We start from the raw sequence: 25,005 nt of genomic DNA, 5'->3' as shown, positions 1-25,005 counted from the left end.
GCGGGTCTCCGTACGGACCCTGCTCTCCGGGTTCGACGCGGAGAACCGCGACCGCTCACTCTCACATCGCCTTGACAGCAAGCGAGTTCAGCGCACCCGCTGTCGCCCGCCGCGTCCCGGCTCCCCTGCTCTTTCCGCAGCCTATGCCCGCCCCCGGCGGCCAAAACGCCCCCACCCCCCTCAGTCGTGGCGCTGCGCCTCCACCAGCACGTCACCCACGTCCGTACGGAAGTACAGCACCGATCGCCCGGCCCTTCGGCGGCCCGCCAGGCCGGCGTCCAGCAGCACCTTGAGGTGGCGGCCCACCGACCCCAGCCCCTGGCCGGTCAGGGCCACCAGCTGGGTGGTGCTCTTCGGGCTGGAGAGGAGGATGAGGACCGACGCCCGCGCGGGGCCCAGCAGACGGCCCAGACTGTCGGGCACCCGCGCCCGCCCCGCATCGGCCAGGGCGCCCGAGCACGGGTAGACGACCGCGTACCGCTGGGCGTCGTCGTTCCAGGAGACCCAGCCCGTGCGTTGGGTGACCGGCACGAACAGCAGCCGCACACCCGCCAGTTGCTTCGGCGGGTAGTCGTGTGCGTTGATCTGGAGCCGGCTACCGCCGAGCCACCGCATTCCCGGGCGCAGGCCGCTCAGGGCGGCGGCCCAGCCGCCCTGACTCAGCTGTCCGGTCCGCGCGACGATGTCCGCCTCGATGATCCGGCGGCGGCGCGGCCAGTCCGGCAGCACGGTCCGGTGCCAGACCCAGTCCAGTACGTCGGCGGCGCGCTCTGCCAGGTCGTCGCGGTCCAGGAGGGCCGGGAGGGGGCCGCCGCCGAGGGACACCACCAGGTCGGCTCGGGCGCGCTCCGGCGAGGTCGCCCGGACGGGGGCCAGCTCCTCCTCGAAGGACGGTGTGCCCTCGCCCGTCGGCGTGGGGGTGATGAAGTCCGCGTTCCAGCTGCCGCCGAGCGCCGCCGGTACGAGCCGGGCGGCGATCGGGTCGGCGGCCCGCCGTGCACGGTGGGCGGGCAGATGGGCGTCGAGCCAGGCCCGTTCTCCGGGGTGCTCGGCCCGTCCCCTTTCCAGGGAGTTCAGGGCGGAGATGGTCTCGGCGAGCGGCGAGACGACGAACCGGCTCCCCGCGAGCGTGTCCGTGTTGATCTGCCACAAGCCCATGATGTTTCGCCTCCACGCGAAACAGTAACGATCGCCGCGGGCTGCCACTGAGACTCCCCGCATGCGCACCTACCGGGAACTCTTCCGAACGCCGCAGTTCGGACCGCTCTTCGCAACCAGTGCCGTGCAGGTCGCCGGGTCGACGATGAGCGGACTGGCCCTCGGCACCCTCGTCTACGCCGCGACCGACTCGCCGCTGCTCGCCGCCCTGTCCATGTTCGGCTCCTCGCTCGCCCAGGTGATCGGGGCGACCGTGCTGATGTCGGCGGCGGACCGGCTGCCGCCACGGGCCGCGATGACCGGCATGGCGCTCGCCTTCGGGCTGGCCACCGCCGTTCTCGCCGTCCCCGGACTTCCACTGCCGGCCGTCTTCGCGATCATCCTGATCGAGGGCGTGGTCGCCGCGGTGGGCGGCGGTGTGCGGTACGGCCTGCTCAATGAGGTCCTGCCCAAGGACGGCTATCTGCTGGGGCGTTCCGTACTCAACATGTGCGTCGGCCTGATGCAGATCGGCGGGTTCGCGCTCGGCGGCCTTCTGGTGACGATGCTGTCCGCGCGCGGCACGCTGCTGGTGGCCGCCGCCCTGTATCTCATCGGTGCGGCCGTCGCCCGGTTCGGGCTGGCACGCCGTCCGCCGCGCGCCGCCGGGCGGCCGTCGGTCGCGCAGACGTGGCGGACCAACGCCGTTCTGTGGTCCTCGGGCCCACGCCGCCGGGTCTATCTCCTGCTCTGGGTACCGAACGGGCTGATCGTCGGCTGCGAGTCGCTGTTCGTCCCGTACGCCCCCGAACACGCGGGGCTTCTCTTCGCCTTCGCCGCGCTGGGGATGCTCGTCGGGGACACCGTGGCGGGCCGTTTCATCGCACAGCGTTGGCGGGGACGGCTGGCCATGCCGATGCAGTTGCTCCTGGCCGCCCCGTATCTGATCTTCGCCGCGCGACCGGCACTGCCCGTGGCGTTCGCTCTGGCCGCGCTCGCCTCGGTCGGTTTCTCGGCGAGTCTGCTGCTCCAGGAACGCCTGATGGCCCTGACCCCGAACGAGATCACCGGTCAGGCACTCGGACTGCACTCCTCCGGCATGCTCACCATGCAGGGCGTCGCGGCGGCGCTCGCCGGTGCCATCGCCCAGCGAACCTCACCGGGGACGGCCATGACCGTGATGGCGACGGCCTCTCTCGCGGTCACCCTGGCCCTTGCCTCGGCCGGGCGCCGGGCTGCTGAACCGGTCGAGAAGGCTACCGGGCCCCGGCAGGGGGTCACCGCGACGTGAGGGTGAATTCCAGCAGCGGCAGCTCACGGCCCAGGACCGATCCCGACGGGATCGCCCCGATCCGTACCGCGCCCATCGCGAGGTAGAACGGCTCCGCGTTCGGATCGGCGTCGATGGTGAGGCGTACGAAGCCGAGGCGGCGGGCCTCCGTCATGGTGTGCTCGAACAGCATTCGGCCGATGCCCCGGCCCAGGGCGTCCGGGGCGACGAACATCATGCCGAGGGCTCCCTCGGGCGGGGCGCCGTCCAGGGTGGTGAAGCCCAGGACGCGGCCGTCCTCCTCGGCGACCGCGGTGCGGCGGCGGGCGATGTCTGCCGGGTGCATGGTGAGTTCGTCGTGGCAGGCGGCGAGGAACGCCTCGTCGTAGCCCCAGTGGGCCTTCGATGCCAGGGCCAGCTCGGTCAGTGCCGCGGCCTCGGACCGCCGTGCCGGCCGTACGTTCATGTCCGCCCGAATCCCTTCCCTCGGCTCCCTCGGCAGCTCACCGCGCCCAGACTGTCAGACCTCCCCGCCATGCTGCACCGTATGGACACGACGGACTTCTGGAATCTGATCGACGACGCCCGCGCACAGGTCACCGACCCGACGGATGCGGAGGCCGTCGTCGAGCGGGCCTCCGCGCTGCTCGCCGCCCGGCCCCGGGACGAGATCGTCGCCGCGCAGCAGCTTCTCTGGGACCTGATGGCCGCTTCCTACCGGGCTCCGCTCTGGGCGGCGGCGTACACGATCAACGGGGGCTGTTCCGACGACGGCTTCGACTACTTCCGCGGCTGGCTGATAGCGCAGGGGCGTGAGGTGTTCGAGCGGGTCGTCGCCGATCCGGACACGCTGGCCGAGCTGCCGGTGATCGGGGCCGCGGCGCCCGAGGGCCTGGAGATGGAGTGCGAGCGGATGCTCGGGATCGCCTGGGACGCACATCGCGCGGCGGCGGGTGAGGAGCTGCCCGGCGACTCGTTCACGATCAACTACCCCGACCTGGACCCGGAGTGGGACTTCGACTTCGACGACGCGGAGCGGGTGGCGCTGCGGCTGCCGAAGCTGGACGCGTTGTACGCGTGAGGTGAGGGGTGCGGGGCCCGGACGGCGGCCGGACCCCGCACCGCACCGTGTGCGATCAGTCGAAAATGGGACCCTGGGTCCGGGTCCGCTTGATCTCGTAGAAGCCGGGGATCGACGCCACCAGCATCGTGCCGTCCCACAGCTTCGCCGCCTCCTCGCCCTTCGGGGCGGGGGTGACGACCGGGCCGAAGAAGGCGATCTGCTCGCCGTCCGAGCCCGGGACGGCGATGACCGGGGTGCCGACGTCCTGGCCGACCTTGTCGATGCCCTCCTTGTGGGAGGCGCGCAGCTCGGCGTCGTACACGTCCGAGTCCGCGAAGTCCGCCAGCTCGGCCGGCAGGCCGACGTCCTGGAGCGCGCCCACGATCGCCTCGCGGGTGGGGCCCTCGCCCAGGTTGTGGAAGCGGGTGCCGAGCGCGGTGTAGAGCGGGCCGACGATCTCGTCGCCGTGCTTCTGCTGGGCGGCGATGACGACGCGTACCGGACCCCAGGCCTTGTTCTCCAGGAGGTCGCGGTACTCCTCCGGCAGCTCGTCGAGCTTGTCCTCGTTGAGAACAGCAAGGCTCATCACATGCCAGCGGACCTCGACGTCACGGACCTTCTCCACCTCCAGCATCCAGCGGGAGGTCATCCAGGCCCAGGGGCAGAGCGGGTCGAACCAGAAATCGGCAGGGGTCTTGCCGGTCGCCGTGCTGTTCTCAGACATGTCTCTCCTCTTAAGGGCGTTCGCACCTGTGCGCGAGAACGCCTCAGGACGCATCGGCCATTCCCGCATGCCGGGCCGAGTAGCGACATGGGAGGATCAAACTATTCGAACGTGACACAAAGGAGTGTGCCGTGCCCGGTGAGAACCTGTCCCGCGACGAGGCCCGTGTGCGGGCCGAGCTGCTGACCGTCGACGGTTACGAGGTCGCTCTCGATCTGCGTTCCGCCCTCGGTGGGCCCGACGGGGACGGCGACGGGGCCTCCTCCGGTCCGCGGACCTTCCGCTCGGTGACCACGATCCGGTTCCGCACCGTGCGGGCGGGGGTGTCGACCTTCGCTGATCTGGTGGCGCCGAGCGTGAACACGGTGACGCTGAACGGGCAGCCGCTCGACCCCGCCGTCGTCTTCGACGGGACGCGGGTGGCGCTGGAGGAGCTGCCGGAGGGTGACAACGTCCTGGTGGTCGACGCGCAGTGCGCGTACAGCCGGACCGGCGAGGGGATGCACCGGTTCGTCGACCCCGAGGACGGCGAGGTCTACCTCTACACGCAGTACGAGCCGGCCGACTCGCGGCGGGTCTTCGCGAACTTCGAGCAGCCCGACCTGAAGGCCCCCTTCTGCTTCGAGGTGACGGCGCCCGAGGACTGGACGGTCTGGAGCAACGGGGCCGAGGAGTCGCGGGACGGCGAGACGCGGCGGTTCGCCGAGACGAAGCCGATCTCGACGTACATCACCGCGATCGTGGCCGGTCCGTACCACTACGTCACCGACTCCTACACCCGCACGTTCGACGACGGCACGGAGCTGGAGATCCCGCTCGGCGCGATGTGCCGCAAGGGGCTCGCCCGGCACTTCGACGCGGACGACGTCTTCCTCGTCACCAAGCAGGGCCTGGATTTCTTCCACGACAACTTCGACTACCCGTACCCGTTCGGGAAGTACGACCAGGCGTTCGTGCCCGAGTACAACCTCGGCGCGATGGAGAACCCGGGCTGTGTCACGTTCCGCGAGGAGTACATCTTCCGCGGCAAGGTGACGCAGGCGTCGTACGAGAGCCGGGCCAACGTCATCCTGCACGAGATGGCGCACATGTGGTTCGGCGACCTCGTCACCATGCAGTGGTGGGACGACCTGTGGCTGAAGGAGTCGTTCGCCGACTTCATGGGCGTCTTCGCCATGGTCGAGTCGACCCGCTTCAAGGACGGCTGGATCACCTTCGCCAACAACCGCAAGTCCTGGGCGTACCGCGCCGACCAGCTGCCGTCCACGCACCCGATCACGGCCGACATCCGTGATCTGGAGGACGCCAAGCTCAACTTCGACGGCATCACGTACGCCAAGGGCGCTTCGGTGCTGAAGCAGTTGGTGGCGTACGTGGGACGGGACGCGTTCCTGGAGGGCGCCCGGCGCTACTTCAAGAAGCACGCCTACGGCAATACGCAGCTGGGTGATCTGCTGTCGGTCCTGGCCGAGACGTCCGGGCGTGACATGACCGCCTGGTCCCGGTCGTGGCTGCAGACCGCGGGCGTCAACTCGCTGACCCCGGTGGCGACGTACGACTCGGCTGACCGGATCACGGAGCTGGCGGTCCTCCAGGAGGCGGCCGACTCCCACCCGGAGCTGCGGCCGCACCGGGTCGCGGTCGGCCTGTACCGGCGCGCCGCCGACGGCAACCTGGTGCGGTACGCGCGTGCCGAGGTGGATGTGGCGGGGCCGCGCACGGTGGTCGGAGAGTTGGCGGGGGCCGAGCGGCCCGAGCTGATCCTGGTCAACGACGACGACCTCACGTACTGCAAGGTCCGCTTCGACGAGGTGTCCCTGGCCACGCTGCGGGCGCACCTCGGTGACATGACCGACCCGCTGGCTCGGGCGCTGTGCTGGTCCGCGCTGTGGAACCTGACCCGGGACGGGCTGATGCCGGCCCGTGACTTCATCTCCCTCGTGCTGTCCTTCTCCGGCCGGGAGTCCGACATCGGCGTCCTGCAGATGCTGCACGCCTGGACCCGGACCGCGCTCGTGCACTACGTGGCGCCCGGGTGGCGCGAGGAGGGCGGCCGGGCGCTGGCCGAGGGTGCGCTGCGGGAGCTGCGGATCGCCGAGCCGGGCAGCGAGCACCAGCTGGCCTGGGCGCGGTTCTTCGCATCGGTCGCCGACTCGGCCACGGACTTCCAGCTGCTGTCCGGGCTGCTCGACGGTTCGGCCCGGATCGACGGGCTGGATGTCGACCAGGAGCTGCGGTGGGCGTTGCTGTCCCCGCTGGCCGCGCACGGGGTGGCCGACGAGTCGGTGATCGACGCCGAACTGACCCGTGACGACACGGCGTCCGGGAAGCGGCACCAGGTGCGGTGCCTGGCCTCGCGGCCCTCGGCTGCGGTGAAGGCACAGGCCTGGGCTAGCGTCGTGGAGTCCCAGGCGCTGTCCAACGCGTTGGTCGAGGCGACGATCACGGGGTTCGAGCAGTCGTCGCAGCGGGAGTTGCTGGCGCCGTACGCGCAGAAGTACTTCGAGGCGATCGAGCGGGTGTGGGCCGAGCGGTCGATCCAGATCGGGATGGCTGTGGTCAGGGGCCTGTTCCCGGCCCTGCAGGACGACCCGTCGACGCTGGCGGCCACGGACGCGTGGCTGACCACGCACGCGGATGCGGCGCCTGCGCTGCGGAGGCTGGTGCTGGAGGCCCGGGACGATCTGGCCCGGGCGCTGCGGGCGCAGGCGTGTGACGCGACGGCGGCAGCGGGGGCCGGGATCTGACGGATGCGCCGGGGCCGTACGCCCCGGCTCCGTCCTCGGACACCGGACGGGCCGGACGTGTCCTGGCGGGAGGAAACTCCCGCCAGGACAGTCCTTTTCGGTTGTCGAACGTGCGCACTTCAGGACGGCGTTGTCCTGAATTGTCGACGGGCGTGTAACAGGGGTTAGTGACGCGACCGCGTGCGGGATACCCCGGAACATGAGCCAGAACACACCGCCCTCTCCCTGCCACCTCCGCATCACCGGCGATGTCCGTCAACGCGTGCTGTCCGCAGCGCAGTTGAGGGCAGGCGGCGTGTCCGCCGCGGAGGTTGCCGCGCGGTGCAGGACCGGTGGGCCGTGGCAGCAGCCGCTGCCCGGCGTGTATGTCCTGCACCCGGGACCGCCCACCGGCGAGGAACGGCTGCGTTCCGCCCTGCTGTACGCGGGCCGGCCACCGGCCTCCGGCCGCCGGGGCGTACCCGCGCAGCCCGGGCCGGACACGGAGCCCGAGTACGGCGAGGCCATGGTCACCGGGCTTGCCGCGCTCGCCCTGCACGGCTTCGCGGCCGCGCCGCCGCCCGCGTCGTCGGACCGGATCGATGTACTGGTGCCGCGCATCCGGCGACTGCGCTCGGTTCGGTACGTACATCTGGTACGGACCTCCGAGCCGCCCCGCCCCGAGCAGGTGCACGGCTTGCCCGTGGCCCCGGTGGAGCGGGCACTCGCCGACGCGGTCGCCGGGCTCGGGGACGCCTCGGCCGTATGCCGTCTGTTCACCGAGGCGGTCCGCGGCGGGCACTGCGAGCCGGCCGCCGTCGTGGGCGAGTTGAGCCGGGCCGGACTGCTGGGCCGCCCCCAGGTGGTGACCGCCGTCGACTCGTTGCTCGCCGAGGGCCGGGCACTGACGGAGGGCCGGCTGTACGACATGGTGCGGACGTACGGCCTGCCGGAGCCGCTCTGGAACGTGGACCTGCGGCTGCCCGGCGGCCCGCATCTGGGCGGGGTGGACGCCTACTGGCTCGAGGAGGCGGTCGCCGTGGTGCTCGACACCAGGGCGCCACGGCACAGCAGGCCCGACGACGCCCGGCACCAGGAGGATCACGACGCGCAGTGGTCCGCGTACGCCGCCGAGCGGGAACATCTGGAGCGGCTCGGCATCACCGTCGTCCATCTCTCGCCGAAGAAGCTCCGCGACGCGCGGGAGCAGCAGGCGGTCGTGGTGCGTACGGCGCTGATGGCGGCGGCCGACCGCGAACCGGCCGCGTATGTGATGATCCTGCCTCGTTGAGGACGGGCCACGGAGGCCACTTATTCACCCCTTCATCCCTGATGGCACATCAGCACCACTGGCGGAAGTCCGCCATGTCCACATCTCGCCCACCTCAACTCTCCACAAACCCCTGTCATTTACGAAAGGGTGAGCGGTCATCCGGTACCGAATTCCGGACTCTCTCTTTCACTTCAGGGATGCTGATGACCTCCGAGTCCCCCAGTTCCATACCCGGGGCGAGACGCGTGGCCCGAGTCGCGGCTGCCGCCGGCCTGGTGGCCGCACTGGCCGCCACCGGCGCCGCCCCGGTCTTCGCCGCCGATGACCCTGCCCCCGCTCCCGTCAAGTCCGCCGCCGACGGCGCCACGGCCGACAAGCTCGGCTCGGCCGATGCCGATGTTCTGGCCAAGGCCAAGGCCAAGGGCGAGAAGAACGTCACGATGATGGTCGCCACCGCTCCCGGTGCGACCGAGCAGGTCACCGAGCAACTGGACGCCGTCAAGGGGTCCGTGCTGGGGCGTGCGTACGACAAGCTCGGCTACGTACGGGCCACCGTGCCCACCGCGTCCGCCGAGGCGACCATCAAGGCGGCCTCCAAGCTGTCGTCCGTCCACGGCATCGATCTCAAGCAGGAGATCAAGCTGGACGACCCGACTCCCACGGGCGACCGGGCCGCCGGGGCGACGACGAAATCCACGGGCACCTACCCGGCGCCCGGCAAGAAGACGCCGGCGAAGAACCCGTACAACCCGTCCTTCGAGACGGGCGCGGTCGACTTCGTCAAGCAGCACCCGAAGGCCGACGGCCGGGGCGTGACCATCGGCATCCTGGACTCGGGTGTCGACCTCGGTCACCCGGCGCTCCAGAAGACCACCACCGGCGAGCGCAAGATCGTCGACTGGGTGACGGCCACCGACCCGGTCAGCGACGGCGACCGCACCTGGCTGCGGATGACGGCCTCGGTGACCGGCCCGACCTTCACCATCGGCGGCCGCACCTACTCGGCGCCGGCCGGCTCGTACAAGATCCAGCTCTTCTCCGAGGCCGCCACCAAGGGTGGCGACATGGCCGGAGACCTGAACCGCGACGGTGACACCACCGACGTCTGGGCCGTGCTCTACGACCCGGTCACCGGCACCACCCGCGTCGACCTGGACAACGACGCCGACTTCAGAGACGACGCCGTCATGAAGCCGTACAAGGACGGCCACCAGGTCGGCTACTTCGGCACGGACAACCCGGCGACCGATGTCGTCGAGCGCATCCCGTTCGTCGTCGAGACCCGCAAGGACGTCGTGTACAACGCGGCCGGCGACAAGGCCGACTACGTCAACATCGGTGTCATCGAGTCCGAGCACGGCACCCACGTCGCGGGCATCACCTCCGCCAACGGCCTGTTCGGCGGCAAGATGAACGGTGCCGCGCCCGGCGCGAAGATCGTCTCCTCGCGTGCCTGCACCTGGTCCGGCGGCTGCACCAACATCGCGCTCATGGAGGGGATGCTCGACCTCGTCGTGAACCGCGGTGTCGATGTCGTCAACATGTCGATCGGTGGCCTGCCGCCGCTCAACGACGGCAGCAACGCCCGCGCGGAGCTGTACAAGCGGCTCATCGACACGCACGGCGTCCAGCTGGTCATCTCGGCCGGCAACGACGGCCCGGGTGTGAACACCATCGGCGACCCCGGCCTCGCCGACCACGTGATCTCCGTCGGCGCGTCCATCTCCAAGGAGACCTGGGCCGCCAACTACGGCTCGAACGTCACCAAGAAGTACGACATGATGCCGTTCTCCTCGCGCGGCCCGCGTGAGGACGGCGGCTTCACGCCGACCCTGACGGCCCCGGGTGCGTCCATCAACACCACCCAGACCTGGCTGCCCGGCGGCCCGGTCAAGGAGGCGGGCTACAGCCTGCCGGCGGGTTACTCCATGCTGCAGGGCACCTCGATGGCCTCGCCGCAGGCCGCCGGTGCGACCGCGCTGCTGCTGTCGGCCGCGAAGCAGAAGCACATCGAGCTGCCGCCGGCCGATCTGCGTACGGCGCTGACCAGCACCACCACCCACATCAAGGGTGTGCCGGCGCACGCCCAGGGCTCCGGTCTGATCAACATCGTCGGTGCCTGGAAGCAGATCGAGAAGCAGGGCGCCCCGGCACACGAGTACTCGGTGAAGGCCCCGGTCGACACCGCGATCGACTTCGCGCTGAAGACCCCCGGCTTCGGTACCGGTCTGTACGACCGCGAGGGCGGCCTGAAGGTCGGCCAGAAGAAGTCGTACGACGTCACGATCACCCGCACCACGGGTCCGGACAAGGCCGTCAAGCACCGGCTGTCGTGGAAGAACAACGACGGCACGTATCAGCTGACCGGTCCCGGCACGGTCTCCCTGCCGCTCGGCGAGCCGGTCACCGTCAAGGTCCAGGCGAAGCCGGGCAGCGCGGGCGTGCACAGCGCGATCCTTCAGGTGGACGACAGCAAGACCGTCGGCGTGGACCAGCAGATCCTCTCCACGGTCGTCGTCTCCACGCCGCTCGTGAAGCCCGCCTACGCGTTCAAGGCGTCCGGCTCGGTGCAGCGCAACAGCACCACGTCGTACTTCTTGACCGTGCCGGAGGGCGCCAAGACTCTTGAGGTCGCGATGAGCGCGCTGCGCTCGGGCAGCCAGACCCGCTTCATCTCCATCCACCCGTACGGGGTGCAGATGGAGGACAGCTCCACGATCTTCTGCTACCCGAACTACGAGAACCCGGCCAACACCTGCCGCCCCGATGTGCGCTCCTACAAGGACCCGCAGGCGGGCGTCTGGGAGATCGAGGTCGAGGCACGGCGTACGTCGCCGCTGCTGGACAACCCGTACAAGCTGGACGTCTCGCTGCTCGGTGCGACCTTCGACCCGGCGGTGCAGACCATCGCCGAGGCGAAGGTCGGCACGCCGGCCGCGGTGAACTGGAAGGTCACCAACAACGCCGGTGACCTGCAGGGCACGCTCAAGGGCGGCTCGCTGGGCTCGGCCAAGGTCGACAAGCCGTCGATCAAGACGGGCGACGAGCAGGAGTACACGGTCACCATCGGTGAGGGCGTCGAGAAGCTGGACATCGCCATCGGCGGTACGTCGGACGCCAACGCCGACATCGACCTGTACGTCAAGAAGGGCACCACCGAGGTCGGCAAGTCCACCACGGCCGGCTCCGAGGAGTCGGTCAGCCTGGTGAAGCCCGCCGCCGGTACGTACACCGTCGTGATCGACGGCTACAGCGTTCCGGCCGGGACGACCACGTACGACTACCGCGATGTGTACTACGCGCCGTCGCTCGGCACGATCAAGGTCGACGAGTCGAAGGCCGTGAACCTGGCCAACGGCGCTTCGGCCCAGATCGGTGCCGAGGTCTCGGTCGCCGGGGCGGCCCCCGAGGGCCGGCAGTTCTTCGGCGAGGTCCATCTGGTGAACAGCCGCGGGACCGCGGCGGGCACCGGCAGCGTCGTGATCGAGAAGGTCACGCCGTAGCGGTGACTGCTGTCGCCGTGTGATCCGTACGACAGTGGGGCGGGTGCTCTGTGGAGCTCCCGCCCCACTGCTCTGCCCGCCCGGCCGGGCGGCCGCTGTCCGCAGCGCGGACAATGGATTGGACAAGGAAGCCGTGGACATACGCATCATGGAACGGCAACCGCGCCAGTTCGTACGTTTGAAGGAGTCCCTGTGAAGGTCGGAATCGTCGGCGCCACCGGTCAGGTCGGCACAGTCATGCGCAGGATCCTGGCCGAGCGGAAGTTCCCGGCCGACGAGCTGCGGCTGTTCGCCTCCGCGCGCTCCGCGGGCTCCACCATCGAGTGGGAGGGCCGGGAGATCACCGTCGAGGACGCCTCGACGGCCGATTACTCCGGGCTGGACATCGTGCTGTTCTCGGCCGGTGGCGCGACGTCGAAGGCGCTCGCCGAGAAGGTCGCCTCGCAGGGCGCCGTCGTGATCGACAACTCCTCCGCCTGGCGCAAGGACCCCGAGGTCCCGCTGGTCGTCTCCGAGGTCAACGCGCACGCGATCGCGAACCGGCCCAAGGGCATCATCGCCAACCCGAACTGCACCACGATGGCCGCCATGCCCGTGCTGCGCCCGCTGCACGACGAGGCCGGCCTCCAGACGCTGACCGTCGCCACCTATCAGGCGGTGTCCGGCTCCGGACTGGCCGGTGTCGCCGAGCTGCACGGCCAGGTTTCCAAGGTCGTCGCCGACGCCGACAAGCTCACCCACGACGGCGAGGCCGTCGACTTCCCCGAGCCGGACATCTACAAGCGTCCGATCGCCTTCAACGTGCTGCCGCTGGCCGGCTCGATCGTCGACGACGGCTCCTTCGAGACCGACGAGGAGCAGAAGCTCCGCAACGAGTCCCGCAAGATCCTGGAGATCCCGGAGCTGAAGGTGTCCGGCACCTGCGTCCGGGTGCCGGTCTTCTCCGGCCACTCGCTCCAGGTCAACGCACGTTTCGCCCGTCCGATCAGCGTCGAGCGCGCATACGAGCTGCTGAAGGACGCCCCCGGCGTCGAGATCTCCGAGATCCCCACCCCGCTGCAGGCGGCCGGCAAGGACGCCTCGTTCGTCGGCCGGATCCGGGTCGACGAGACCGTGGACAACGGCCTCGCGCTCTTCGTCTCCAACGACAACCTGCGCAAGGGCGCGGCGCTGAACGCGGTACAGATCGCGGAACTGGTGGCGGCGGAGCTGAACGGCTGACGCCTGTACGTACAAAAAGGGCGGCCACCGCAGTGAGGTGGCCGCCCTTTCGTATCCGTCAGAGGGCGAGATGCCGTCGCAGGGCGGCGTCGATCTCGGCCATGCGCCGGCGCGGGACGGTACCGATCCGCTTCAGGACACGGTCCGGGGCGACCGCCCGGACCTGCTCGCACTGGACCTTCGAGTCCTTCGGCAGACGGCTCTCGTCGGCCCTGAGAAGGACCTGGAACGTGAGAACACGTGCGGTGTTCGACGTCAGAGGCACCACGGTGATCACGCCTCTGCCGTTGAGCTCGACCGACTGGTTGGCGGCGTTGTTGGAGACGATCACGGCCGGCCTGACCTTGTTGGCCTCGCTGCCCCTGGCCGGCTCCAGATCGACCAGGTGGATGTCGCCTCTACGCATCGGCGATTCCGTCTCCGACCGTACGGTCCCAGAGCGCGGCGTCCTCGCTCGCGTCCCATTCCTCGAACGCCTCCGTGTACTCAGCCTCCAGACCGGCGACACGCAGCAGCTCGATGGCGGCATGGATCACCGCGGACCGGGAATCCGCATCGGTCTTCATGGCGTACTCGTCGACGAAGGCGACATCCTCCTGCGGCAGGCTCACACTGATCTTCATACCATCGATGCTACCGCAGTGGCATACCCATAGCCACTCCGCTCGGGCACGCGACGTGGAAGGATGACCGGAAAACGTCACATACCAAGGAGATGACCGCGTGCCTGGCACCAATCTGACCCGCGAAGAGGCACAGGAGCGGGCGCGCCTGCTGACCGTGGACGCGTACGAGATCGATCTCGACCTCTCCGGAGCGCAGGAGGGCGGCACCTACCGGTCCGTGACCACCGTGCGCTTCGACTCCGCCGAAGCCGGTGCGGAGACCTTCATCGACCTGGTCGCCCCGGCCGTGCACGAGGTCGAGCTGAACGGCAAGTCGCTGGACGTCGCGGCCGTGTTCCGCGACTCGCGCATCAGCCTCCCGCACCTGGTCGCGGGCTCCAACGAGCTGAAGGTCGTCGCCGACTGCTCGTACACCAACACGGGCGAGGGCCTGCACCGCTTCGTCGACCCGGTCGACCAGCAGGCTTACCTCTACACCCAGTTCGAGGTGCCGGACGCGCGCCGCGTCTTCGCCAGCTTCGAACAGCCCGACCTCAAGGCGACGTTCCGGTTCACGGTGCGGGCGCCGCAGGGCTGGACGGTCATCTCGAACTCGCCGACGCCCGAGCCGCAGGACGACGTCTGGTCCTTCGAGCCGACGCCGCGCATCTCGACGTACATCACGGCTCTGATCGTCGGCCCGTACCACGCGGTGCACAGCAGCTACGAGAAGGACGGCCAGTCCGTTCCGCTCGGCATCTACTGCCGCCCGTCGCTCGCCGAGTTCCTCGACGCGGACGCGATCTTCGACGTCACGCGGCAGGGCTTCGACTGGTTCCAGGAGAAGTTCGACTACGACTACCCGTTCGCCAAGTACGACCAGCTGTTCGTCCCGGAGTTCAACGCGGGCGCGATGGAGAACGCGGGCGCGGTCACCATCCGCGACCAGTACGTGTTCCGCTCGAAGGTGACGGACGCGGCGTACGAGACGCGGGCCGAGACGATCCTGCACGAGCTGGCCCACATGTGGTTCGGCGACCTCGTCACCATGGAGTGGTGGAACGACCTGTGGCTGAACGAGTCGTTCGCCACGTACACGTCGATCGCCTGCCAGGCGTACGCGGAGGGCTCGAAGTGGCCGCACTCCTGGACCACGTTCGCCAACTCCATGAAGACCTGGGCGTACCGTCAGGACCAGCTGCCGTCCACGCACCCGATCATGGCGGACATCCGTGACCTGGACGATGTGCTGGTCAACTTCGACGGGATCACGTACGCCAAGGGCGCCTCGGTCCTGAAGCAGCTGGTGGCGTACGTCGGCATGGACGAGTTCTTCAAGGGCGTCCAGGCGTACTTCAAGGCGCACGCCTTCGGCAACACCCGGCTGTCCGACCTGCTGGGCGCGCTGGAGGAGACCTCCGGCCGCGACCTGAAGACCTGGTCGAAGGCATGGCTGGAGACGGCGGGCATCAACATCCTGCGCCCTGAGATCGAGACGGACGCGAACGGCCACGTCACGTCCTTCACGGTCCTCCAGGAGGCCCCGGCCCTCCCTGCCGGCGCGAAGGGCGAGCCGACGCTGCGGCCCCACCGCATCGCGATCGGCTGCTACGACCACGACGAGTCCGGCAAGCTGGTCGTCACGAACCGGATCGAGCTGGACGTCGACGGCGCGCGCACGACCGTGCCGTTCCCGGCCGGCACCGCCCGCCCCGCCGTGATCCTGCTGAACGACGACGACCTCTCGTACGCGAAGGTCCGTCTCGACGAGGAGTCGCTGCGCGTCGTCACCGAACACCTCGGCGACTTCACCGAGTCCCTCCCGCGCGCCCTGTGCTGGGCCTCCGCCTGGGACATGGCCCGCGACGGCGAGCTGGCGACCCGGGACTACCTCTCCCTGGTGCTCTCCAGCATCGGCAAGGAGTCGGACATCGGTGTCGTCCAGTCGCTGCACCGTCAGGTGAAGCTGGCGCTGGACCTGTACGCGGCGCCGGAGTGGCGCGAGGCCGGGCTGACGCAGTGGACCGAGGCCACGCTGGCGCATCTGCGCGCGGCGGAGCCGGGCAGCGACCACCAGCTGGCCTGGGCCCGCGCCTTCGCGGCGACGGCCCGCACCCCGCAGCAGACGGACCTGCTGCAGTCGCTGCTCGACGGCAAGGAGACGGTCGAGGGCCTCGCCGTCGACACGGAGCTGCGCTGGGCGTTCGTCGAGCGGCTCGCCGCCAACGGCCTGCTCGAAGAGGACGAGATCGCCGCCGAGTACGAGCGCGACAAGACGGCGGCGGGCGAGCGCCACGCGGCGACCGCCCGCGCGGCCCGTCCCACCGAGGAGGCGAAGGCGGAGGCGTGGGCCTCGGTCGTCGAGTCCGACAAGCTGCCGAACTCCCTCCAGGAGGCGGTCATCGCCGGCTTCGTCCAGACCGACCAGCGCGAACTGCTCGCTCCGTACACGGAGAAGTTCTTCGCGGCGGTCAAGGACGTCTGGGAGTCGCGCAGCCACGAGATGGCACAGCAGATCGCCGTCGGCCTCTACCCGGCCGTCCAGGTCTCGCAGGCCACCCTGGACACCACGGACGCCTGGCTGTCCTCGGCGGAGCCGAACGCGGCCCTGCGCCGTCTGATGTCCGAGTCGCGTTCGGGTGTGGAGCGCGCGCTGAAGGCCCAGGCCGCGGACGCTGCGGCGGCCACGGCATAACGGCTGAACGGTGAAGCAGTGAGGGGCGCCTCCCGTGATGACGGGGGCGCCCCTCCTCTCTCCGACCCGGCTGTCGGATCACAGCAGCCGGAACGCCTTGCCGCCCGGGTCGACCACGGCCTTGATCTCCGCGCCCGCAGTCGCTCCCGCCACGCCGTGGGGCATGAGACAACCGGCCTCGAGGGCCGGCCCCGATGACTTCCGCGGTCGCCGTGGCCCGTGGCACATTCGCGCGAACAGGCTTTGGTCCGGGGGCCGTCGGCCTTGGAAACCGCCCGTCGGGCGGGCGCCGTCGCGCAGCCGTCCGACGGGCGGGAGCAAAGGGGGCTACGGGAGGAAGGCGGTTACGGCGGGAAGGCGCTGCGGGAAGGGAGTCATGCGCCCGACTCCTCGTAGCGCCGGGCCAGTTCGGCCGCACCCGACTCCGTCAGGCTGCCGTGCAGGCGCATACGGGCGACTCCACCGTCCGGGAAGGCGTCGAGACGGACGTGGGTGACGATCGCCCGGTCGCGGAGGGGGAAGCGGTGGAGGGTGTCGGGCTGGAGCCTGGTGCGGGGGATGATCTCGAACCATTCGCCCGTCTCACCGTTGCGGCCCTGGAGAGCGATCCAGCCGGCCGCGTTGCCCTTGAGGTAGGCCGTGTCGATCTCGACCGCGCGGACCGCACCCTGGGCGGGGAGGCGGAAGCGGACCCAGTCGTTCGTGTCGCGGACCCGGCGGCGGCGGTTCTCCCAGCCGTCGTCCATCTTGCGGGAGGTGCCGGGCAGGATGATCTGGGTCGGCGAGGAGTAGAAGCGGTCGGAGGCGTCCTCGTAACTGCCGCCGTTCAGGACCGAGATCAGGTCGAACGTGCCGAGCGTGGCGAGCCAGGACGGATCGGGGAGGACTTCGCCGTGGACGCGGAGGCGGGCGATGCCGCCGTCGGGGTGCTGACGGAGGCGTACGTGGGTGCAGCGGCGGCCGCCGGTGATCTCGAAGCCGTTGGCGGCGTGGCCGCGTACGGGGGTCGGCGGGACGATCTCCTCCCACTTCACGTCGTCGGCGAGGAGTTCTTCGGGCCCGGGTGAGCCCTCGACCGCCGTCGCCTGGATCGAGACGCGCTGCGGGTAGTTGCCGCGGAAGTGGGCCGTGTCGACGACGATGCCGCGGATGATGCCGGGAGCGCCGAGGCGGATCAGGGCCCAGTCGTGCTCCTCGGGGGCCGGGAACGGATGGGCCGCGTCCGCGCCGCGCCTGCGGCGGGTCTCCCAGCCGTCCATGATCTTGCCCTTGTGGCCGAAGTGCTCGGGGTCGAAGACCGCGCGCTCCCGGACCAGGAGGTTCTCGCGCTGGGCGAAGAACTCGTCGTTGGCGGCGATCACGCCCGCGCCGAGGCGGCGGTCGGCGAGGTCGACGAGGTCGGTGAAGGGGAGGTCGGTGGTGCGGTAGTCGGCGTACGGGTCGCCACCGCTGTACGGAGCCGCGTCGTTGGCGTGGGGGTCCTCGTGCCGGTTCTCATTCTGTTCGGAGGTCATGCGCCTACTGTCGCGGCGGACAACCCATGAGGTCCATCGAAAGTTTTTGCATTATTTATTCAGTTGAAGTGAACGATGAGGCTGCTTCGGTGAGTGCCGCGAGGACCCTGGCCACCGCCGGACCCCGTTCGGCCCCCTGCCGTACCGCCGCCACCACATGGCGTCGCGGCTGGTCCGCTTCCAGTGCGCGCATCACCACGCCGCCCCGGCTGCGCCGTTCCGCCGATGCCATGCGCGGGATCAGGGCAACCCCCATGCCCGCCTCGACCATGGCCAGGATCGCCGTCCAGCCGGAGGCGCTGTGCGCCTGCTCGGGCACGAATCCGGCGGCCTCGCACGCGGCCGTCGTGATCTGTGACCAGGGGCCCGAGCCGCCGAAGATCCAGGGGTCGCCGGAGAGATCCGCCAGACGGAGGGCGGGTGCCGCGGCGAGGCGGTGGTCCGCGGGCAGGGCCACGTCCAGGGGGTCCGCCAGCAGGGGCAGCACCGCGAACCGGGGGTCGCGGGCCGTCGGGGCGTGGGCGGCCAGGGACAGAGCGAGGTCCACGTCACCGGCGGCCAGGAGTTCGTACGCCTGCGCGGCCTCCGCCTCCCGCACCCGTATGTCCGGTCCCGGGCGCTCCTCGGCGCGCAGCCGCCGGATCGCCGGTACGACGAGGGCGGGCACCGCCGTGGAGAACGCCGCGATCCGTACCTCGCCGGCCTCGCCGCGCAGATAGCCGGTCAGTTCGGCGTCGGCGCGCTCCAGTTGGGCGAAGACGGCCTCGGCGTGGCGCAGCACGAGGTGCGCCGCGTCGGTCAGGCGGACCCGTCGGCCCTGGGCCTCCAGGAGCGGTACGCCGAGCTGTCCGGACAGGTTGGACAGCTGCTGCGAGACTGCGGACGGGGTCATCAGCAGGGCCTGCGCGGTCGCGGTGACCGTGCCCCGGTCGCGCAGGGTGCGGAGAATGCGGAGCTTCTTGACGTCCCACTCGATCATGGCCGCAACCTACCCGGGGCCCGGACCGGGCGTCCGGGTCCGGACATGCGTGTGCGCCGCACGGTACGGGGTACCTGCGGCGCACTCGGGAAGAGCGTGGGCGCTAGACCTGCTTCTTGGACTTGTCGAAGATCATGACCAGGCCCGCGATGACCACGAACAGGGCGATGGGAGCCACGACGAACTGAACGATGGTCTCCATCACGCTCAGGCCCGGACCGGGGTCGTCACCGTCGTCGCGGGTGAGCGCGAGCGCAGGGGACGACATGAGCAGCATCATCAGCGTCGTTCCGGCCGCGACGGCGCCGGCGCGCATAGCGTTCTTCTTGTCCACGGTGCAAACGTAGCGAACGCCCGGGACGGGCGCGCGCCCGGGGGTGCCGTACGGGGTCACGGACGGGATTCCGGGTGGATTTCCCGGTGGGGTTCCGGGCGGGTTCCCGGGCGGTTCCCACGAGGTTCGAAGACCTCCATCAGCCGGTGCGGGCGGGGTGCGGCGGCCAGCGCCTCCAGGGTGACCGGGCGGCCCTCCGCGTCGGCGACGGGCAGTCGCCAGTTGGGGTACTGGTCCCAGGTGCCGGGGAGGTTCTGCGGGCGGCGGTCGCCCAGCGTGTCGGGCAGCCAGACTCCGACCATGCGGGCGGGGGTGCGCAGCAGGAAGCGGTGCACGGCGCGGACGGCACCCTCCTCGTCACCCTCCCCCTCGGGAAGCAGGCCGAGCCGGGCGAGATACCCCAGCCACTCGGCGGTGTCGGTCGCGTCCGCGGTCAGCTCCTCGGCGAGGCTGCGAGTGAGCAGGCCGAGGCGGTGGCGCAGTGTCACATGGCCGCCGGTAAGCCGGGCCGCGGTGGACGGCAGATCGTGCGTGGTGACGGTGGCCAGGCAGCCCTCGCGCCACTTCTCGGGGGCCAGCGGGCGGCCGGTGCCCGCCCAGTCCCGTTCGAACCAGAGCACGGAAGTGCCGAGCACGCCGCGCCGGGCCAGCGCCTCGCGTACCCCCGGCTCGACGGTGCCGAGGTCCTCCCCCATGACGACCGCACCGGCCCGGTGCGCCTCCAGGACGAGGACGGCGAGCATCGCCTCGGCGTCGTGGCTGACGTACGTGCCCTCGGTGGGCGGGCGTCCCTCGGGCACCCACCAGAGCCGGAACAGACCCATGACGTGGTCGATGCGCAGGGCTCCCGCGTGGGCGAGGAGTCCGCGCAGCAGTCCTCGGTACGGGGCGTAGCCGGACGCGGCGAGGACGTCGGGGCGCCAGGGCGGCAGGCCCCAGTCCTGGCCGCGGGCGTTGAAGGCGTCCGGGGGCGCGCCGACGGACATGCCGTGTGCGAAGGCGTCCTGCTGGGCCCAGGCGTCGGCGCCGCCGGGGTGCACGCCGACGGCGAGGTCGTGGACGATACCGACGGCCATTTCGGCGTCCAGAGCGGTGCGCTGGGCGGCGGCGAGCTGGCTGTCGGTCAGCCAGGCGAGCCGGCAGTGGAAATCGACCCGGTCCAGCAGTGCACGGCGGGCGCGGGCGGTCTCCTTGGAACGCGGGTCGCGGAGAGCGGCCGGCCAGGTGTGCCAGTCGGAGCCGTGCACCTCGGCGAGGGCGCACCACAGGGCGTGGTCCTCCAGGGCCTGTCCCTGCTCGGCCAGGAAGTCGCAGTACGCGGCGCGGCGGCCCGGGGTGAGGGGCACCTTCGTCACGAGTTCGAGGGCCTGGCGCTTGAGTTCCCAGACGGCGTCCCGGTCGATCAGGGCGCCCTTGTTCAGCACGGTGTCGCTGAGCGTCGCCGCGTCCTGGCGCAGATCGTCGAGGGTGCCCCGGTCCGGCACGTGCCCGTACTCGGGGATGGACTCGATGTGCAGATGGACGGGGTCGGGGAAGCGCCGTGACGACGGGCGGTACGGGGACGGGTCGGTGGGGTTGCCGAGCACGGCGGCGTGGAGCGGGTTCACCTGGACGAATCCGGCGCCGAGGGCCCGCCCGGACCAGGCGGCGAGGTCGGCGAGATCCCCGAGGTCGCCCATGCCCCAGGAGCGGGCGGAAAGCAGGGAGTAGAGCTGGACGAGGAAGCCGTGGCTGCGTGCGGGCGGCTGCGGCACCCGGGGCGGGGCAACGACGAGCGTGCCGGTCGCGCTCCGGCCACCGGGAGCGCGTACGGCCAACCGGTGCACCCCGAGCGGCGGTTCGACCCACCAGGCGGGGGTCGGGGGCACGCCTGTCGAGGTACCGCCTCCCGCAGCTTCAGCCGCGCCCGTCCCGCTCTCCCCGCCCGCACCCGGGCCCGCGGCGGCGACGCCCCGTCCCGAAACGGCCGGATCCGGTCGGTCGGCCGGAATGTGCATCCGCCGGGTCGGGGGCGCTCCGCCGTCCCCTCCTCGATCGAGTCCGATGTCCAGCGAAGTGCCGGGCGGCAGGGCGGTCAGGGCCGGGGGCAGTGGCTCCCCGGTCCACACGACCAGCGTCGGCGGCAGCAGCCGGGACCGGGCCGAGGACTCGGCGGCGGCGAGCGATTCCCGTACCGCTTCGGGCGTGGCGGCGTCCACACCGAGCGCGGCGAGCACGGCGATGACGGTGTCGTCGGGAACGGACACCGTGACATCGGCGGACGGGGAGTAGGAGGTGGCGACGCCGTGCAGAGCGGCGAGCCGGGACAAGCCCATTCAGACTCCTGGGAACTCCATGCCCCACGCGCCGCCGGAGGTGGCCGGCTCGCTGGTCAGCGGGGCGTTGACGGCGAGCGGGGGTTCGCTGGTCAGTGGCGTGGCGTCGACGAGCGGCGGCTCGCTGGTGAGAGGTATCGCATCGGCGAGCGGCGGCTCACTCGTCAGCGGACCGGGGCCGGGCCCGGCGGCGGGGACCGCACCGGGCAGCGGGGCGGGACCGGGTTCCTGTTTGGAGAGGGCGGAGAGCAGAAGCTGCGCGGCAGCGGGCATGGTGGCCTCCCGGCCGTGGGGGAACAGGACACAGCAGACCTACCCAGCGGGCTCGACCGCAGACGTAGGCGTTACCACAACGACTTCAACGTGGTCTGAGTCACATTTCGTTCCCTGGAGGCCGGTTCTCCGTAATCTGTCCGCTGTTTTCGGCCATTCGGCGTCATCCTTGGCGTCGCCCGTCGACAGCCGACCACCCCTCACCTCACCCGCCACATCGGGCATTTACGGCACAACAGCCCCCCGCATTGACACCCTCGCGCGCGGGTGGTGGGCTCGGAGGCCACCGGCGGGAGCGAAGGAGAAGAGCGATGCGGCTCAGGCGCAGAAAGCAGGCAACGGCCGTCGCGGTCGCCGTGCTCGGCGGGCTGCTCTCCGCCGGGACACCGGCTGCCGTCGCGGCCCCTTCGGCGCCGGGCTCCCCAGCCGTCGCCACCTCCGACCGCACGGACGACGGCACGCTGCCCGCCGTATGGCCGCGGCCCCAGTCCATCAAGGCGTCCGGGCCCTCCGTACCGCTCTTTGCCGAGGTCACCCTCGTGGTCGGCGCGCACGCGGATCCGTACGCCGTCGACGCACTCCGGCAGATCCTGCGGGACGCGGGCGTGCGGACCGTCCACGAGGCGTTGCCGGGCCGCGGACCCGTCGTCCGGCTCGGCGGCGACGGCGCCCAGGGCGCCCTGCGCTCGCTGCACGCCCCCGACCGCGGCGATCTGCCGTCCGGTGGCTACCGGATCGCGGTGGGCCGGGTCGCGGGCCGGGACACCGTCGCCATGGACGGCGTCGGCGAGGACGGCCTCTTCCACGGCGTGCAGACACTGCGTCAGCTGATCACGGACGAGAGCGTCGCCGGGGTCACCGTCAGGGACTGGCCGGGCACCGCCGTACGCGGGATGACCGAGGGCTTCTACGGGCAGCCGTGGACCCGTGCGGAGCGGCTGGCACAGATCGGCTTCATGGGGCGTACGAAGCAGAACAGGTATCTGTACGCGGCGGGCGACGACCCGTACCGGCAGGCCCGTTGGCGCGACCCGTACCCCGCCGACCGGCGCGCCGACTTCCGGGCGCTGGCCGAGCGGGCCCGCGCCGAGCATGTGACGCTCGGCTGGGCCGTCGCCCCCGGCCAGGCCATGTGCATGTCGTCGGACAACGATGTGAAGGCGCTGACGAAGAAGCTCGACGCGATGTGGGCGCTGGGTGTGCGGGTCTTCCAGCTGCAGTTCCAGGACGTCAGCTACAGCGAGTGGCACTGCGACAGCGACGCCGACACCTTCGGCAGCGGACCCGAGGCGGCGGCCAGGGCGCAGGCGCGGGTGGCGAGCAAGGTGGCACGGCATCTCGCGGACCGCCATCCGGACGCGGAGCCGCTGTCGGTCATGCCGACGGAGTTCTACCAGGACGGGTCGACCGACTACCGCAGGGCGCTCGCCGAGGAGCTGGACGACCGGGTCCAGATCGCCTGGACCGGTGTCGGGGTCGTACCGAGGACCATCACGGGCGGCGAACTGGCCGGTGCCCGCGCCACGTTCCGGCATCCGCTGGTCACGATGGACAACTACCCGGTCAACGACTACGCGCAGGACCGCATCTTCCTCGGCCCGTACACCGGCCGGGACCCGGCGGTGGCGATGGGTTCCGCGGCACTGCTCGCCAATGCCATGGAGCAGCCGTCCGCGTCCCGCATACCGCTGTTCACCGCCGCCGACTTCGCCTGGAACCCGAAGGGTTACCGGCCGCAGGAGTCCTGGCAGGCGGCGATCGACGATCTGGCGGGCGACGACGCCCGCACCAGGGACGCGTTGCGCGCGCTGGCCGGGAACAGTGCGACGTCCGTGCTGGGCGGGGACGAGTCGGCGTATCTGCAGCCGCTGCTGGCCGCGTTCTGGCAGTCCCGTACGACGACCGACGCCACGGCGCAGGCCGATGCGGCGCGCAGTCTGCGGGCGGCGTTCACCGTGATGCGGGAGACCCCGCAGCGGCTGAAGGGGCCGGCCGACGGGCGCCTGGACGGCGAAGTACGGCCGTGGACGGAGCAGTTGTCCCGGTACGGCCGGGCGGGCGAGCTGGCCGTCGATCTGCTGCAGGCCCAGTCGCGCGGTGACGGCGCTGCCGCGTGGCAGGCTTCGCTGGCGCTGGAGCCGGTGCGCAAGGCCACGAAGGCGAGCGGTGCGACGGTCGGCAAGGGTGTCCTCGGCCCGTTCCTGGACCGGGTGCGCCGGGAGGCGGACGCCTGGACGGGCGCGGACCGCGACGCCGGTACGGTGACCGAGGCCCCGGGCAGCCATACGGTCCGGCTGAACCGTTCCCGCCCTGTGGAGACCGTGACGGCGATGACGGTACCCGGCAGCGGCGCGGGGGCCGGTGCGACGCTGGAGGCCCATGTGCCCGGCGAGGGCTGGCGCAGCCTCGGCCCGGTGTCGCCCACCGGCTGGACCCAGACGCCGGCCCGGGGGCTGCGGGTCGACGCGATCCGGATCAGCTGGCCCACGGGCGGTCCGTCGACACCACCGGTCATCACGGGCACGATGCCGCCGATCGTCCCGGAAAGCCCGATGGGAAGCAGCATCGGAACCGGTGCCTCGGGGAGTGCGCGGGGCCGGGCTCCGCAGGTGCGCGCGCTCGTGCCCTGGTTCGGCGACGAGCCCGCCGCCCGGCTCGATCTCGTACGCGGCGAGACGGACGCCGAGATCGGCGGCGGGCCGCAACGGGTCGAGGCGCGGCTGGCCGCCCGGCGTCCTGCCGAGGTGCGGGGCACGCTCACCGCGGAGGCGCCCGAGGGCATCGAGGTGCGCGTCCCGAAGCAGACGAGGGTGCCGCGCGGTTCCCGTACCGCCGTCCCCGTCGAGATCACCGTCCCGGCGGGCACCCCGGCCGGCGAGTACGAGGTGCCGATCGGCTTCGGCGAAGAGCGCAGCACGCTGACCGTCCGGGCGTACCCGCGCACCGCGGGCACCGACCTGGTGCGTACCGCCGCCGTCTCCTCGTCCGGCGACGAGACCCCGGACTTCCCGGCGACGGCCGCCTCCGACGGCGATCCGGAGACCCGCTGGTCCTCGCCGGCCGAGGACGGCGCCTGGTGGCAGGCGGAACTGCCGCAGCCGGCCCGGGTCGGCCAGGTGGTGCTGCACTGGCAGGACGCGTACGCGTCCCGCTACCGCATCCAGGTCTCCGCGGACGGCCGCACCTGGCGCACGGCGGCAACCGTACGGAACGGGCAGGGCGGGCGCGAGTCGATCCGGATGGACGCGAAGGACACCCGCTTCCTCAGGGTGCAGGGCGATGCCCGGGCCACCGAGTTCGGCTACTCGCTCTGGTCGGTTGAGGCGTACGCCGTCGCCGCAACGGAGTAACGCCCCGGTCGCGCGCGGCTGTC

18 protein-coding genes are annotated in these 25,005 nt (G+C 71.0%); 8 read left to right on the top strand and 10 right to left on the bottom strand.

Translation table 11 applies throughout. The features are described 5' to 3' along the window. Window positions 1-180 precede the first annotated feature (180 nt). Window positions 181-1,158 carry an ArsR/SmtB family transcription factor gene (locus IEZ15_RS04390; RefSeq protein WP_189274380.1) on the bottom strand — a complete coding sequence of 326 codons (978 nt, stop codon included), beginning with the start codon at window positions 1,156-1,158 and terminating at the stop codon, window positions 181-183. Window positions 1,159-1,219: 61 nt separating this feature from the next. Between IEZ15_RS04390 and IEZ15_RS04385 the strand changes: the two genes are divergently transcribed. Further along, window positions 1,220-2,428: an MFS transporter gene (locus IEZ15_RS04385; RefSeq protein ID WP_189274379.1), complete on the top strand. Its 1,209-nt coding sequence runs from the start codon at window positions 1,220-1,222 to the stop codon at window positions 2,426-2,428. On the opposite strand, the gene IEZ15_RS04380 is transcribed toward IEZ15_RS04385, so the two are convergent. Then, on the bottom strand, window positions 2,415-2,873 hold the full coding sequence (locus tag IEZ15_RS04380; RefSeq protein ID WP_189274377.1) for a GNAT family N-acetyltransferase: 459 nt from the start codon (window positions 2,871-2,873) through the stop codon (window positions 2,415-2,417). The two genes, IEZ15_RS04385 and IEZ15_RS04380, sit on opposite strands and share 14 nt — an antisense overlap. A gap of 81 nt (window positions 2,874-2,954) precedes the next feature. Between IEZ15_RS04380 and IEZ15_RS04375 the strand changes: the two genes are divergently transcribed. Further along, entirely contained in the window at window positions 2,955-3,488 is a 534-nt protein-coding gene (locus IEZ15_RS04375) for a DUF4240 domain-containing protein (RefSeq protein ID WP_189274375.1), read from the top strand. A gap of 55 nt (window positions 3,489-3,543) precedes the next feature. On the opposite strand, the gene IEZ15_RS04370 is transcribed toward IEZ15_RS04375, so the two are convergent. After that, window positions 3,544-4,194 carry a mycothiol-dependent nitroreductase Rv2466c family protein gene (locus tag IEZ15_RS04370; RefSeq protein WP_189274373.1) on the bottom strand — a complete coding sequence of 217 codons (651 nt, stop codon included), beginning with the start codon at window positions 4,192-4,194 and terminating at the stop codon, window positions 3,544-3,546. A gap of 131 nt (window positions 4,195-4,325) precedes the next feature. Between IEZ15_RS04370 and pepN (IEZ15_RS04365) the strand changes: the two genes are divergently transcribed. From pepN (IEZ15_RS04365) to IEZ15_RS04350, 4 genes are all read left to right on the top strand, one after another. Then, complete coding sequence (gene pepN, locus IEZ15_RS04365; protein ID WP_189274370.1) at window positions 4,326-6,941, top strand: aminopeptidase N; 2,616 nt, start codon at window positions 4,326-4,328, stop codon at window positions 6,939-6,941. A 199-nt stretch (window positions 6,942-7,140) separates the two neighbouring features. Further along, window positions 7,141-8,211: a hypothetical protein gene (locus IEZ15_RS04360; RefSeq protein ID WP_189274368.1), complete on the top strand. Its 1,071-nt coding sequence runs from the start codon at window positions 7,141-7,143 to the stop codon at window positions 8,209-8,211. A gap of 179 nt (window positions 8,212-8,390) precedes the next feature. Then, complete coding sequence (locus IEZ15_RS04355) at window positions 8,391-11,696, top strand: S8 family serine peptidase (RefSeq protein WP_189274366.1); 3,306 nt, start codon at window positions 8,391-8,393, stop codon at window positions 11,694-11,696. Window positions 11,697-11,888: 192 nt separating this feature from the next. Continuing rightward, complete coding sequence (locus IEZ15_RS04350; protein WP_114244520.1) at window positions 11,889-12,917, top strand: aspartate-semialdehyde dehydrogenase; 1,029 nt, start codon at window positions 11,889-11,891, stop codon at window positions 12,915-12,917. Window positions 12,918-12,975: 58 nt separating this feature from the next. On the opposite strand, the gene IEZ15_RS04345 is transcribed toward IEZ15_RS04350, so the two are convergent. Both IEZ15_RS04345 and IEZ15_RS04340 read right to left on the bottom strand, forming a co-directional pair. Continuing rightward, window positions 12,976-13,323, bottom strand: a complete 348-nt coding sequence (locus IEZ15_RS04345; RefSeq protein ID WP_114244521.1) for a type II toxin-antitoxin system PemK/MazF family toxin — start codon at window positions 13,321-13,323, stop codon at window positions 12,976-12,978. After that, a complete protein-coding gene (locus tag IEZ15_RS04340) occupies window positions 13,316-13,540 on the bottom strand; it encodes a ribbon-helix-helix domain-containing protein (RefSeq protein WP_030921349.1) in 225 nt (74 codons plus the stop codon). The genes IEZ15_RS04345 and IEZ15_RS04340 overlap by 8 nt, the downstream gene beginning before the upstream one ends. 100 nt (window positions 13,541-13,640) lie before the next feature. Here IEZ15_RS04340 and pepN (IEZ15_RS04335) point away from each other — a divergent pair, with 100 nt between their 5' ends. After that, entirely contained in the window at window positions 13,641-16,217 is a 2,577-nt protein-coding gene (gene pepN / locus IEZ15_RS04335) for an aminopeptidase N (RefSeq protein WP_189274364.1), read from the top strand. A gap of 374 nt (window positions 16,218-16,591) precedes the next feature. Here pepN (IEZ15_RS04335) and alc read toward each other — a convergent pair whose 3' ends face one another. The 5 genes from alc to IEZ15_RS04310 form a co-directional block, all read right to left on the bottom strand. Continuing rightward, window positions 16,592-17,731 carry an allantoicase gene (alc, locus tag IEZ15_RS04330; RefSeq protein ID WP_189274362.1) on the bottom strand — a complete coding sequence of 380 codons (1,140 nt, stop codon included), beginning with the start codon at window positions 17,729-17,731 and terminating at the stop codon, window positions 16,592-16,594. Window positions 17,732-17,786: 55 nt separating this feature from the next. Then, entirely contained in the window at window positions 17,787-18,710 is a 924-nt protein-coding gene (locus IEZ15_RS04325) for a LysR family transcriptional regulator (RefSeq protein WP_114244525.1), read from the bottom strand. 103 nt (window positions 18,711-18,813) lie between these two features. After that, window positions 18,814-19,044, bottom strand: a complete 231-nt coding sequence (locus tag IEZ15_RS04320; protein ID WP_114249006.1) for a hypothetical protein — start codon at window positions 19,042-19,044, stop codon at window positions 18,814-18,816. A 56-nt stretch (window positions 19,045-19,100) separates the two neighbouring features. Then, on the bottom strand, window positions 19,101-21,359 hold the full coding sequence (malQ, locus tag IEZ15_RS04315) for a 4-alpha-glucanotransferase (protein WP_189274360.1): 2,259 nt from the start codon (window positions 21,357-21,359) through the stop codon (window positions 19,101-19,103). Next, complete coding sequence (locus IEZ15_RS04310; protein ID WP_114244527.1) at window positions 21,360-21,632, bottom strand: hypothetical protein; 273 nt, start codon at window positions 21,630-21,632, stop codon at window positions 21,360-21,362. A gap of 311 nt (window positions 21,633-21,943) precedes the next feature. Here IEZ15_RS04310 and IEZ15_RS04305 point away from each other — a divergent pair, with 311 nt between their 5' ends. Further along, a complete protein-coding gene (locus tag IEZ15_RS04305) occupies window positions 21,944-24,982 on the top strand; it encodes a glycoside hydrolase family 84 protein (protein ID WP_189274358.1) in 3,039 nt (1,012 codons plus the stop codon). Window positions 24,983-25,005 lie beyond the last annotated feature (23 nt).

Source organism: Streptomyces atratus (genome assembly GCF_014648655.1).
Classification (GTDB): domain Bacteria; phylum Actinomycetota; class Actinomycetes; order Streptomycetales; family Streptomycetaceae; genus Streptomyces; species Streptomyces atratus.
This window is presented reverse-complemented; position numbering and strand designations above follow the sequence as displayed.

Excerpts from the sequence above, each read along its gene's own strand:
- IEZ15_RS04390 (WP_189274380.1), bottom strand. The coding sequence starts at position 1,158 with ATGGGCTTGTGGCAGATCAACACGGACACGCTCGCGGGGAGCCGGTTC.
- IEZ15_RS04385 (WP_189274379.1), top strand. The coding sequence starts at position 1,220 with ATGCGCACCTACCGGGAACTCTTCCGAACGCCGCAGTTCGGACCGCTC.
- IEZ15_RS04380 (WP_189274377.1), bottom strand. The coding sequence starts at position 2,873 with ATGAACGTACGGCCGGCACGGCGGTCCGAGGCCGCGGCACTGACCGAG.
- IEZ15_RS04375 (WP_189274375.1), top strand. The coding sequence starts at position 2,955 with ATGGACACGACGGACTTCTGGAATCTGATCGACGACGCCCGCGCACAG.
- IEZ15_RS04370 (WP_189274373.1), bottom strand. The coding sequence starts at position 4,194 with ATGTCTGAGAACAGCACGGCGACCGGCAAGACCCCTGCCGATTTCTGG.
- IEZ15_RS04360 (WP_189274368.1), top strand. The coding sequence starts at position 7,141 with ATGAGCCAGAACACACCGCCCTCTCCCTGCCACCTCCGCATCACCGGC.
- IEZ15_RS04355 (WP_189274366.1), top strand. The coding sequence starts at position 8,391 with ATGCTGATGACCTCCGAGTCCCCCAGTTCCATACCCGGGGCGAGACGC.
- IEZ15_RS04345 (WP_114244521.1), bottom strand. The coding sequence starts at position 13,323 with ATGCGTAGAGGCGACATCCACCTGGTCGATCTGGAGCCGGCCAGGGGC.
- IEZ15_RS04340 (WP_030921349.1), bottom strand. The coding sequence starts at position 13,540 with ATGAAGATCAGTGTGAGCCTGCCGCAGGAGGATGTCGCCTTCGTCGAC.
- alc (WP_189274362.1), bottom strand. The coding sequence starts at position 17,731 with ATGACCTCCGAACAGAATGAGAACCGGCACGAGGACCCCCACGCCAAC.
- IEZ15_RS04325 (WP_114244525.1), bottom strand. The coding sequence starts at position 18,710 with ATGATCGAGTGGGACGTCAAGAAGCTCCGCATTCTCCGCACCCTGCGC.
- malQ (WP_189274360.1), bottom strand. The coding sequence starts at position 21,359 with ATGGGCTTGTCCCGGCTCGCCGCTCTGCACGGCGTCGCCACCTCCTAC.
- IEZ15_RS04310 (WP_114244527.1), bottom strand. The coding sequence starts at position 21,632 with ATGCCCGCTGCCGCGCAGCTTCTGCTCTCCGCCCTCTCCAAACAGGAA.
- IEZ15_RS04305 (WP_189274358.1), top strand. The coding sequence starts at position 21,944 with ATGCGGCTCAGGCGCAGAAAGCAGGCAACGGCCGTCGCGGTCGCCGTG.